Origin of the sequence: Mucilaginibacter inviolabilis (assembly GCF_011089895.1) — a bacterium.
Lineage (GTDB): Bacteria > Bacteroidota > Bacteroidia > Sphingobacteriales > Sphingobacteriaceae > Mucilaginibacter > Mucilaginibacter inviolabilis.
This window is the reverse complement of record NZ_JAANAT010000002.1, coordinates 1-11,270: the sequence shown is the minus strand read 5'-3', so window position 1 is coordinate 11,270 and position 11,270 is coordinate 1. Positions and strand designations below refer to the sequence as shown.

The following is an 11,270-nucleotide window of genomic DNA, read 5'->3' as shown; positions in this document are numbered from 1 at the left end:
CCATGAAATACATCATATTAACCATCACTATATTGTTTGCGCTTGCCAGCAATACCCTGTTTGCCCAAAACAAACACTTTACCGAAAATGGCAGCATTACGTTTGAGAAAACCATCAACATGTATGCACTTTTTGAAAAAGAGATCAATAAAGACAATGAAAGCTTCCTGCGCCCTGCTTTTGATTCCTATAAAAAAACACAAAAGCAATTTAAGGTGTTAAAAAGCACCCTGAACTTTAGTAACAACAAAACCCTGTTTACACCTATTGAACCGGAAACCGTTACCGGAGGCTTTTTTAGCGATAGCCCAATGGCCGGCCAGGTAAATACCGTTTTTACCGATCTGTCTGCCAGTATGGTTACCAACCAGAAAAAGGTATTTGAGGAAACCTTCCTGGTAAAAGACAGCACCCGTAAAATAAACTGGAAAATTACCAGCGAAACCCGTGAAATTGCAGGCTATACCTGCCGCCGTGCCAATGCCCTGGTGCTCGATTCTATTTATGTAGTGGCCTTTTATACCGATGAGATCCCTGTATCGGGCGGCCCTGAATTATTTAATGGTTTGCCGGGGATGATATTAGGAGTAGCCCTTCCTCATGAAAACATGACCTGGTTTGCCACCAAAGTAACCGATATGCCAATTGAAGACAAGGCTTTGGCTCCGCCCAAAAAGGGCAAACCAGTTACTAACAAATCGCTGTATGCCACGCTAACCTCTGTAATGAAAAATTGGGGCGAATACGCAAAACCGTACCTTAAAGCATTTATGCTATAATATGCAACCAACCTGAACATTATACCAATAAGTTTACTGCCAATTGTAGTAAACAAACAAAGCCATACGTTATTTATGTATGGCTTTTTTAATGGAATAGTTTATTGCTATTGATACACTGACACCCAATTATACTGCTTTAATGGCCATAATCTTATGTTCAAATTCCTCATTAGGAATGTTGGATTTTCCTTTGATACGGGCCCTGTAATTATAGATGGTATTGACAGAGTATTCCAGTATATGGGCTATTTTTTCTGTATCCGTAATACCCAACCGTATCAGGGCAAAAATACGCAGATCGGTATTGAGCAACTGTTTGGGTAAAAGTTTAACATGGTTTTCCTTACCAAAAAGGGCATTATATTCTATAATAAAATTGGGAAACAGCTTCAGAAAAGCTTTATCAAAATTAATGAACAGCTCTTCCCGTTCTTTAGCCAGATCGATATTGCTTACCAGCTTATGGATATCATCAAAACGTTTAGTAACTAACTTATTATCAACAGATCGTTTAAACTTATCCAGTTTATTAATGTACTCTGCTATCAGGTTAAAAAAGTAGCCGATATATTCTTCTTTTATCCGGTTAGCTTCATTCAATTTTTTAATGCTTTCCTGTAAGCTATGGTTAGTATCCTGTATCACTTTATCTGCCTGTTTTAATTTTTGCAGCTGTTTGTAAATGATAACAGCAAATACCACAATAACAATAGCCAATACGGTTAACAGCAAAGCGTACAGGAACAAAACCTTACGCTGTTGCTCTACATAACTTATCCGCTCGCCCGCTATAACTGGCAAAATAGCATTTACCTGTATTTTACGCTGACGGGCCCCATAATAATCCGCATCATCCCTGGCAGCTTTAATAAAGGTATAGGCATTTTTCACATCTCCCTGCTGATGCAGCAACTGGGCCAGGTTGGTCATGGCGGCGGCCTCTTTGGTTGATGATTTTACATCAGCCATGGCAGCTTGTACCAGCAAATTTATAGCTGCCCCCGGCTGGTTTTTGCGGATGTATATATCACTTAGCGTTGAAGCGGTAACAGCAAACTGATGATCGGTTAGCCGATGCTGATCCATCAATAGCTTCAAATTGGCTACAGCAGTATCAATGTGTCCTCTTTTAAGAGATTTTAACCCCTTATAATAAATATAATCGAATGAATTGATGGCGCTTAGCCGTGTAGCTGAATCTATATAGTTTTCGGCGCGACTATTGTAAATAGGTGTATAATAATTATCCTTATCAAAATCGGCCAGGTCATAGTAAGTGCGGGCGGTTAAAAAGTAGTATTCCCGCCGGGCTGCGGTATCCAAAAGCTGAGCATTTACCGTTTTTAAGGAGTCAAAAGTTTCCTTAAACATACCTGATGATAACAGTATAAACCCCAGTTTAATCCGACTGTAAGCTATTTTGGTGGGATCGTTCAACAAATGGCCTGTCTGCTGCAGCTTTTGAGCATAGTTGAAGGCCTCGTTATAATTAAATGATTTGTATTCATTATACAGTTTCAGACATATATCGTATTTCAATACCAGACTGGTATTACCTGCAGTACGAAGCTCTTTCTGAAGGTTGACTATTCTTGCTTGTTTGGCCTCATCAAACGCTTTCTTTTTCCCAAGGGTATTATTTAGCAGCGTTAAAAGGCTGTCATTGCCCTGGCCCATTACGTATGAACCGGTTAATAATAAAAACAGGATAACAGGTACACTTCGCTTCATATCGATAAGGCAGCAGTTAATAGTCGAGGATATTTCAGGTTCTTATTGGTTAATAAGTATAAACCATGCAAATAGTTTATATCTTAAAATTATAAAAATAAGTCAACATAAAACCCTTTGATCTCCGGAGTTGGTACAACTCGTTTCCAAAGATCAAAGGGTTTCTATTACTGAAATTCCGCAGCTGCCTTAGGCTATCAGGCGTTGGCCAGTGCCCTATCCAAATGCACGTAACCGCCATCTACATAAATAAGCTGCCCGGTGGTATGGCTGGAGCGTGGAGATAATAAAAACGCCGTGGTACTCGCAATCTCTTCGGCGGTGGTCATGCGGTTACCCAATGGTATCTTGGCTTCAATTTCGCGCAATTTACCATCCGGATCAGGTAGTGTTTTTATCCAGTTGGCGTAAAGAGGTGTCCAGCATTCGGCTACTACAATAGCGTTAACCCTAATGCCGTATTTTAATAATTCAACGGCCCACTCACGGGTTAACGCATTGCGGCCACCGTTTGATGCCGCATAGCCAGAGGTATGGCCCTGACCAGTATCTGCCGTTTTGGAGGTGATATTTAATATAGCTCCCTTTGATTTTTTTAGTTCGGGTAAGGCATGATGGGCCATCAGGTAATAATGCACCACGTTTTTATGCAAAGATGCCATAAAGCCTTCATAATCGCCGCTCTCCAATCCTACGCCATCATTCACACCTGCATTATTCACCAGGCCATCAATACGGCCAAACTGGGCAACCACTGCCTTAATAGCTTTTTCACTTGCAGCCGGGTCTGTTAGTTCGGCTACTACCTGGAATGCTTTGCCGCCAGCCGCCTCTACTGCCTGTACCGCTTTCAGGTTATCTGCCTCTACCCTGCCTACTATGACCGGTATAGCGCCTTCGCTGGCCAATACTTTTACAATCCCTTCGCCAATGCCTTTTGCACCACCGGTTACTATAATTACCTTATCTGTGAGCTCTAAATTCATCTTTATATATTATAATTATTCGATATCGATCAATGAGAAACGGACAGTTTCACCTCTTTTACTTTCAGATTTTTTACCGCAAAATAAAACACAAACAAAAAGCAGGCCGCCGGTACCAGGTAAGCGATTTGTATGTTAGTCAAGTCGGACAAACGCCCCATGATGGGTGGAAAAACCGCTCCACCTACAATAGCCATGATTACCAATGAGGAGCCTTCCTTTGTCTTGGCACCCAACCCCCGGATACTTAAGGAGAAAATGGTAGGAAACATGATCGACATAAAAAACTCAACACCAATCAGTGCAAATACCGGGAATTTACCATGCAGAAAAACAGAACCCGCAATCAGTATTACATTGGTAATACCAAAAATGGCCAGTAGTTTTACCGGATTAATAAATGTCATTAAAAATGTTCCAATGGCCCTTCCCGCTAAAAACGCGAACATCCCTGCTGTTAAATAATAGGCCGCAGATTTTTCGTCCATCCCGGCTACGCGCTCAGAAAAACGGATGAAGAAACTACCCACGCAGGCTTGTGCGCCTACATAAAAGAACTGTGCAATTACCCCAAACCGCAAATTCTTTTCTTTAAACAGGGAACTCATCCTTTGAAAAAGCGACAGGCTTTCATGATGCTCCATACCTTCACCTTCTTCAACTATCTGGGGTAAATGTGTACGGTATAAAAGTAAAGCTACAATGAGTACACCCACACCTATGATGATAAAAGGTGTTTGTACCGATGATGCCTCTTTGTTCAGATAATCATTTAACTGCGCTGGTGACATCGCTTTTTCCTGCGCTGCTGTTAAAGTTTTGCCCGATAGAATAACCAAGCCACCAACCAACGGAGCCAGAACCGCTGCCAAACCATTAAATGATTGTGCAAAATTGATGCGTTGTGTAGCACCTTCGGGATCACCCAATGCGGTGATATAGGGGTTTGCGGCCGTCTCTAAAAAGGCAGCTCCTGAAAATATGATGAATAACGCCCCCAGGAAAAACGCATAGTTACGAACTATAGAAGCCGGGTAAAATAAAAATGCCCCCGCCGAAAACAAGATCAATCCTAATAATATACCGCCTTTATAGCCATAGCGTTTCATAAACTGCGCGGCTGGTATAGGTAACAGGAAATAAGCGATGTAGGAAGCCGAATCAACCAACGAGGATTGGAGGTCGCTCAACTGGCAGGCCTTCTTTAAATGCGGAATAAGGATAGGGTTTAGATTTAGCGCAAAGCCCCATATAAAAAACAGGGAGGTGATTAGGGCTACGGCAAACAGATTGTTGTTCTTGGTCATCGGGTGGTTGTAATGGGTTTAATAATTAGGTTTTGAGTGTTTATTTAAATGCTGTGTTTTTATCACGAAGCGAATAGCCAAGTGTTTTCAATGCTATCTTATCCAGTGCGTTGATATCGCCCATAAAATGAAATACACTATGCTTGTGCGATAGCTTTTCGCCTGGTTTTAAAAATGCTGCCGGCGATACACTTTCCAGTTCATAAAATGGCCCCATCTGGCTGCCATTGGCCAACGGTCCGTCGTTATAGGCGTTAACCGCATCACCTGTAAAGGGTGCAGTATCCGGTTTCCATTCCTGGTTTAAATAATCGCCTTTATCATCCAGGTCAAAAAGTACTATTGTTAAAACATGATTAGCTTCATCGTAACTGCCTAACCTGTTTTTGGCCCTGTTTGGCGGGATACCCAGTTTACCACGCGATTTGCCATCGGCCTTAAATAACAAGGTTCCGTTGTTGTATGCTATCCTGTCTTTGGGTATCTCACCAAAATAATTGGTAGTGGCAACCTTACCTATAGCATCCTGTTTATAAGGCACAATAATTACCGTTTTGGGCGAAGGGGTAAACATATCCAAACTCCATAAACAAGGCGCTCCCGCTATTTTATCCCAGGTGTTAGTGCCGCTGTTGATAAGGGTGTTTGTCGTAGTAAAACCTACAGATTTCACGGAGCTATCCAAATCATCAATTTCTAATAGTTGTTTGATAGCCGCGGGCTCTAATATTTCAACATCGCGTTGTAGTTTGATGGATAATGTTGTCCCCGCATAATTTTGTATGCTGGTATTTTTTGTCAGGCTAGCCTTTTTACCGCTTGATGAAACCAGGTCCCAGCTTTCGTTATTAATAGCCGGTGGGGTATGCCAGTTATCGAACTCCATTTTGGTTCCCGGTTTAAAAAACAGGGAGAACCGGCCACCTTCGGGGCCAAGCCATAGGCGGTCTTCACCACCATAGGCATTCATGTGGGCATCTGGTTGTTTGGCATCAAAAGTTTCATATTTTATCCAGCCAAAACTTTTGCCATTTAAACCATTCGCAGTGGAGGTAAATATTTTAGCCTGGTATTTTGGTGAAATGATAACCTGTCCTTTTCCATCATCGCTCTTTAAAACAACAACGCTATCCTTAGCTTTCAAAAACTGCAGGTCGTAACCAAAAGTGCCTTTTTGTGGTGAAGCAACTTTGGTATCGCAGGCATATAAACCGGAAAGCAGGAAAGCGGCAAGCAAAATCTTTGTCCTTTTCATACCTTATTATTTATGTTTTGGATTTAATGCCATGGTATTCACCAGCGTACCAATGCCGTCAATGGTGATTTCAACCACGTCACCCGGCTGCAGGGTAAAAGTGGGTGGAGGCACCAGGCAGGTACCTGTCATTAAAAATGCGCCCACGGGAAAATCACACTCGCTATATAGGTAACCCACTAATTCGGTTAATGAACGTTTCATTCGCGATATAGTGGTGGCATCCTGATAGGCTATTTCTCCATTACGTTTAATAAGCATTTTAATACTTGATTCCGCAGCTATCGGTTCTGCTGCAACCAGCAAACAAGGGCCAAGCGCGGCGCTCTTTTCATATATTTTTGCCTGCGGCAAATACAGAGCGTTTTCACCCTCAATACTGCGCGAGCTCATATCGTTACCAATGGTATAACCCTGTATGTTTCCTTTGGAATTGATAAATAAGGTAAGCTCCGGTTCGGGAACGTTCCACTCTGAGTCTTTACGGATATAAACCTCGGCACCGGTTCCGGAAACCCGTTGTGCTATCGCTTTAAAAAACAGCTCGGGGCGTGGCGCATCATATACTTTATCATACAAACTAGCCCCGCCAGAGCTTTCAGATTCCTCCATCCGCGCATCCCTGCTTTTTAAATAGGTAACACCGGCCGCCCAAACTTCCTGACTGCCAATAGGTGGTAATATTTTGCCATTTAAGTACTCGTCCTTTACTTCGGCACTGATAGGAGTGGTATCAGCAGATATCAGTTTAAGATATCCCGCCAGATCATCGCGATTAATGAGGCTGTCCCACTCATCATCAATAATATAAGCAGAATTGTTATGTTCCAGTAAGATGCCTTTAGCTATTTTATATAATTTCATGAGGTAGATATATACAATAACACTAATTAACTTCTAATTCATCGCGCGACGGAAACTTAGGGAAAGGGCCATGTGGCCCACTTTGATACCAGAAAACGGTAGAGGCGATATCATCCTGCAAAGGCATATATCGGCCACCCTGCCGCCAGCCCAGGGCCTGTATGGTAACTTTTAAACTTTTCTCAAATCTTATCGGATCAGCAATGTGCCAGCGATACAGACCAAAACGTTGAGCTATATTATAGTGGCCGTCGCCGCGGATCACCTGGTGCAGGCCGCTGTAAGGGCTACAAAATTCGGTGTATTCGGTTTTCTCTTCTTCTTTGCCGTTGGCATCTTTATGGTGCGTATCAAAATCATATGATCCGCAGAAATAATCTTCGGTACCGGTGCCGTTTATGGTCGGGAACTTGGTATCGCCATCCATAAAAAACTTGATCTCGCCTTCGCCCCACCATCCATTTTTGTTGGAGCCATAAGCCAGATAAGTGCCTACATATTGGCCTTTGCCTTGAATACTATCTACCAAAACATAATCCTTTTTATAGGGCAATGGGTTTACCCTGCGAAACTGCGCATGAAAATAAGCGGCATCTTCAGGGACTTGTGTCAACGTATAATCTACCTGGTAATAAAGCACCATATCGCGGTCGTCGATATTTTCCATGGTGATGCGGCATTTTTTGCGGAAAGGCATAGGCCAGTAGCAGTTAAAAGCGCTACCTGGGTTAACTGCCACTGCCAAGGATTGCAGCGGTGCATATTTACCCCAACCCATGCAGAAGAAATCGCCAACGGGTACTTCTACAGATGGGGTGGTTTCACCGTCCCAATAAAAGCGGAGTATAGAATAGCGCCAGTTGCCGGTAGGTGTCATCCAGATATGCTGAATTGCTCCCGGGCCGTCGATATCGGCAATGGTATAGGTAGTTCCTTTTTTGATAATTACGCTCGGGCTCACTTTCCAGGTTTGGCCCAACTCGCGGGAAGCATTGGCGCCGGTGCCGGTGGTGGCCATTCCGCCTTTACCTTTTTCGCCGTTAAAATTCTCCGGACTGATCGATCGCGTTTTGGCGTCAGACAAACGATAAATGTTTCCGAGGTTTACATCAAGGCCGTTAAATTTCCCCTGACCAAATGCAGATGATGTAACAAGAACAAACATCCAGACTACTAAAGCATAATTCTTCATCATAAGGCTATTTATTAACAATTGCTGCATGCACTAATTGGAAATGCATATCGGTTTACATTGTTTGCAAATTACCCAGGGGCATACTACCTCAAGGTATTCACAATCATATCAATAATTTTTAATTTATAAATGCGGCTTATCAGCATAACATACCTTTATTTTGGCATGGGATTGGGCTAAATCATTGATTAATGAAAGCTAATTTACATTTTATAAAAAATAAATCCATTTTTGCGTATGCCATTTCAGCTTATACTGGATAATCTTGCCAAGCACATTCATCTAACACCCGATGAACAGGAAATTTTTATCGCCTATTTGCAAACCAAAAAAATAAAACGGAAACAGTTTTTACTTACCGATGGAGATATATGCAGGTATTCAACCTTTGTTACTTCGGGCTGTTTGCGGGGTTATACAGTTGATAAAGGAGGCATTGAACACGTACTAAGTTTTGCCCCGCCCGATTGGTGGATTGCTGATATGTATAGTCTGCTATCCCAAAAGCCCGGTATTTTGAATATTGAAGCATTGGAAGATACCGAAGTATTGTTATTATCAAAAACCAACCAGGAAAAACTATACCAGGAGATACCCAAATTTGAGCACTTTTTCAGGATACTGGTCGAAAACTCTCTGGTGGCCAGTCAGCAAAGGTTGATTGATGGATTGAGCCTAACCGCCGAAGATCGTTACAACAATTTCTGCAAGCGTTATCCAACATTGATAGATCATTTGCCGCAAAAACAAATAGCATCGTACATTGGTGTTACCCCCGAGTTTTTTAGCCGGATGCGAAGTGAAATGATAAAGAGACACTAACACCACAAATAAGAACGAATTCCACGGTTCTTATAACTAGCGCTTATTCATTAGTGTAATCCAAAATAATTCGAGGAATTGATGCCTGATTTTTCTTAATGTACATTAAGTGCGCATCATTATTGTTGCCTTAAATTTGTTATACAAACAAAAAGGTAAACATCATGGCACAAACCATTTTACATAAAGCAGAAACCCGCGGCCACGCTAACCATGGTTGGTTAAGCAGTTACCAATCATTTAGTTTTGCCAACTATTACAACCCCGACCGGATGCAATTTGGCGCATTACGTGTATTGAATGATGATACGGTGGATGCCGGTATGGGCTTTGGCAAACATCCGCATGATAATATGGAGATTATTTCCATACCCTTAGAAGGAGATTTGGAACATAAGGATAGTATGAATAATGTAGCGGTGATTAAAAATGGCGATATACAGGCCATGAGTGCCGGTACAGGTATTTATCATAGCGAATACAATAATGACAAGGCCAGCCAGGCAAAGTTTTTACAGATCTGGATATATCCTAACAAAAGAAATGTGGAGCCCCGGTATGATCAGCTTACCCTAAACCTGACCGACAGGCACAACAAACTACAACAGGTATTATCTCCTGATCCGAATGATGCCGGTGTATGGATACATCAAGATGCCTGGTTTCATTTGGGCAAGTTTGATAAAGGTATCGATACAGAATATACTATCAAAAAACAAGGCAACGGCGTTTATGCCTTTGTATTGAGCGGCCAGGTGGAAATAAACGGACAGGTATTGAATACCCGCGATGCCTTAGGTATTTGGGATACCGATCAGTTTAAAATAACCGCGCTTACAGATGCTGAATTTTTATTGATAGATGTTCCTATGGTATTTTAAGTTTTTGAATGATGATTGATAGAGCTTTGTTCGCCCCTTCCTTTTTGTTTTTGCAAAAGGAGGGGTGCCGGACAAGCTACTAACGAATCATTTCACTGCTGATAAGAATTAAAACAATGAGCCAAACACAAATATTAGTGATCGGGAGACATCCGGAAATTTTGCAAACGGTAATACGCCTGGTAAATAACAATCCGGAATGGAATGCGACAGGTTGCATAACTGACCAGGAGGCTATGAGTGTTTTTAAAACCCAGGAATTTGCCCTCGTATTACTTGGTGGTGGTATCGAAGAGCAATCAGAACAGGACCTATGTGCTTTCTTTAGGGCCAATAAGCCAGCGATTAAAATAGCACAACATTATGGTGGCGGTAGCGGGTTGTTGAGTGCTGAGATTTATGAGGCATTGAGAACTAATTAATTTTAATACCTTTTTTCTGAGTGATCATTAGGGTGTCCATGATCATAGTTTATAGCTACAGCCTGCTGTACCCTTACAGCTTTTCTATTTTGTGAACCGGGGATATATTTATATAACTTCAGTACTCTTATTGATTCATTACTGAGATCATCCGAAGGCGATTTCCATACTTTAAAAGTGCTTAACGAACCGCCCTTCTCCACTACAAAAGTTACTACAACCTTTCCATCAATTTTTTGATCCATAGCGCTCTGTGGATAATGGACATTCTTGCTGAGATAATCATTAAACTCCTTAATACCACCAGGCTGTGCCGGAGGGGTGTCGACGGCCGCATACACAGCATTCTCGCTGTCGACAGCGGATAGAGCAGCAGGTTTTGGTTTGGTTAAGGTTATTGTTTTATTAGCTGCATTAACATCAACTATAAAAATTGCCCCAATATTCACTTCAACTTTATTTCCCCGGTAAGTTCCCGGAGTCCATTTTGGAGAAGAATTAAAAACCCGCAAAATTTCTTTATCTACCGCAGGAGATAAATTATTTAGCAGCCGTGCGTTCACTACCTTGCCTCCAACATCAACACTGTATGCAATAGCAATCCTCCCGTTTATGTTTTGCTCCTGCCCTGTTGGATAAGTGACATGCTGTTTAACATACTCGTCAAAATCACCATCGGGAAATTTGGGGAAAACATCAAAACGCACCCAGGGTATTTTATTAAATTTATTAGTAACGGAGTCTGTTGTTTGAGCTTTTAAGGATAAGCTACAGCATGCGATGAGCAGGATAAGTAAAGGCTTTTTCATTGAGATAAATATACGACAGATATTTACTCAGAAAAGCTACAAACGCAAAAAAGCCTCAGTTGAATAACTGAGGCTTTAGAATAAACACCAATGAAGGTGATAAGATTTGGCACCGACCTACTCTCCCACGTTTTACCGCAGTACCATCGGCTCTGGCGGGCTTGACTTCTCTGTTCGGAATGGGAAGAGGTAGACACCGCCGATATAGGCACCTGA

General features: G+C 42.0%; 11 protein-coding genes and 1 rRNA gene. 4 read left to right on the top strand and 8 right to left on the bottom strand.

All coding sequences use genetic code 11. From position 1 onward, the window contains the following. The first annotated feature begins 2 nt into the window (after positions 1–2). A complete protein-coding gene (locus tag G7092_RS16145) occupies positions 3–779 on the top strand; it encodes a GLPGLI family protein (protein ID WP_166091044.1) in 777 nt (258 codons plus the stop codon). A gap of 129 nt (positions 780–908) precedes the next feature. On the opposite strand, the gene susR is transcribed toward G7092_RS16145, so the two are convergent. The 6 genes from susR to G7092_RS16115 form a co-directional block, all read right to left on the bottom strand. Then, a complete protein-coding gene (gene susR, locus G7092_RS16140; RefSeq protein ID WP_235953882.1) occupies positions 909–2,513 on the bottom strand; it encodes a SusR family glycan utilization regulator in 1,605 nt (534 codons plus the stop codon). A gap of 197 nt (positions 2,514–2,710) precedes the next feature. Continuing rightward, positions 2,711–3,499, bottom strand: coding sequence for an SDR family oxidoreductase (locus G7092_RS16135; protein ID WP_166091043.1), 789 nt, complete (start codon positions 3,497–3,499; stop codon positions 2,711–2,713). Positions 3,500–3,528: 29 nt separating this feature from the next. Then, complete coding sequence (gene fucP / locus G7092_RS16130) at positions 3,529–4,806, bottom strand: L-fucose:H+ symporter permease (protein ID WP_166091042.1); 1,278 nt, start codon at positions 4,804–4,806, stop codon at positions 3,529–3,531. 40 nt (positions 4,807–4,846) lie between these two features. After that, on the bottom strand, positions 4,847–6,061 hold the full coding sequence (locus G7092_RS16125) for a DUF6786 family protein (protein ID WP_166091041.1): 1,215 nt from the start codon (positions 6,059–6,061) through the stop codon (positions 4,847–4,849). A 6-nt stretch (positions 6,062–6,067) separates the two neighbouring features. Continuing rightward, on the bottom strand, positions 6,068–6,925 hold the full coding sequence (locus tag G7092_RS16120; protein WP_166091040.1) for a fumarylacetoacetate hydrolase family protein: 858 nt from the start codon (positions 6,923–6,925) through the stop codon (positions 6,068–6,070). Between the two features lie 22 nt (positions 6,926–6,947). Further along, on the bottom strand, positions 6,948–8,120 hold the full coding sequence (locus tag G7092_RS16115) for a glycoside hydrolase family 172 protein (protein ID WP_235953881.1): 1,173 nt from the start codon (positions 8,118–8,120) through the stop codon (positions 6,948–6,950). Between the two features lie 237 nt (positions 8,121–8,357). Between G7092_RS16115 and G7092_RS16110 the strand changes: the two genes are divergently transcribed. From G7092_RS16110 to G7092_RS16100, 3 genes are all read left to right on the top strand, one after another. Next, a complete protein-coding gene (locus G7092_RS16110) occupies positions 8,358–8,942 on the top strand; it encodes a Crp/Fnr family transcriptional regulator (protein WP_166091039.1) in 585 nt (194 codons plus the stop codon). 164 nt (positions 8,943–9,106) lie between these two features. Next, positions 9,107–9,823, top strand: a complete 717-nt coding sequence (locus G7092_RS16105; protein WP_166091038.1) for a pirin family protein — start codon at positions 9,107–9,109, stop codon at positions 9,821–9,823. 116 nt (positions 9,824–9,939) lie between these two features. Then, positions 9,940–10,245: a response regulator gene (locus tag G7092_RS16100; protein ID WP_166091037.1), complete on the top strand. Its 306-nt coding sequence runs from the start codon at positions 9,940–9,942 to the stop codon at positions 10,243–10,245. A gap of 2 nt (positions 10,246–10,247) precedes the next feature. Here the strand turns inward: G7092_RS16100 and G7092_RS16095 are convergent, their stop codons facing one another. Together G7092_RS16095 and rrf are read right to left on the bottom strand one after the other, a co-directional pair. Beyond that, on the bottom strand, positions 10,248–11,054 hold the full coding sequence (locus tag G7092_RS16095; protein ID WP_166091036.1) for an energy transducer TonB: 807 nt from the start codon (positions 11,052–11,054) through the stop codon (positions 10,248–10,250). 104 nt (positions 11,055–11,158) lie between these two features. Beyond that, a 5S ribosomal RNA gene (gene rrf, locus G7092_RS16090) occupies positions 11,159–11,270 on the bottom strand.

Coding starts and splice junctions, on each gene's coding strand:
- G7092_RS16145 (WP_166091044.1), top strand. CDS start 3: ATGAAATACATCATATTAACCATCACTATATTGTTTGCGCTTGCCAGC.
- susR (WP_235953882.1), bottom strand. CDS start 2,513: ATGAAGCGAAGTGTACCTGTTATCCTGTTTTTATTATTAACCGGTTCA.
- G7092_RS16135 (WP_166091043.1), bottom strand. CDS start 3,499: ATGAATTTAGAGCTCACAGATAAGGTAATTATAGTAACCGGTGGTGCA.
- fucP (WP_166091042.1), bottom strand. CDS start 4,806: ATGACCAAGAACAACAATCTGTTTGCCGTAGCCCTAATCACCTCCCTG.
- G7092_RS16125 (WP_166091041.1), bottom strand. CDS start 6,061: ATGAAAAGGACAAAGATTTTGCTTGCCGCTTTCCTGCTTTCCGGTTTA.
- G7092_RS16120 (WP_166091040.1), bottom strand. CDS start 6,925: ATGAAATTATATAAAATAGCTAAAGGCATCTTACTGGAACATAACAAT.
- G7092_RS16115 (WP_235953881.1), bottom strand. CDS start 8,120: ATGATGAAGAATTATGCTTTAGTAGTCTGGATGTTTGTTCTTGTTACA.
- G7092_RS16110 (WP_166091039.1), top strand. CDS start 8,358: ATGCCATTTCAGCTTATACTGGATAATCTTGCCAAGCACATTCATCTA.
- G7092_RS16105 (WP_166091038.1), top strand. CDS start 9,107: ATGGCACAAACCATTTTACATAAAGCAGAAACCCGCGGCCACGCTAAC.
- G7092_RS16100 (WP_166091037.1), top strand. CDS start 9,940: ATGAGCCAAACACAAATATTAGTGATCGGGAGACATCCGGAAATTTTG.
- G7092_RS16095 (WP_166091036.1), bottom strand. CDS start 11,054: ATGAAAAAGCCTTTACTTATCCTGCTCATCGCATGCTGTAGCTTATCC.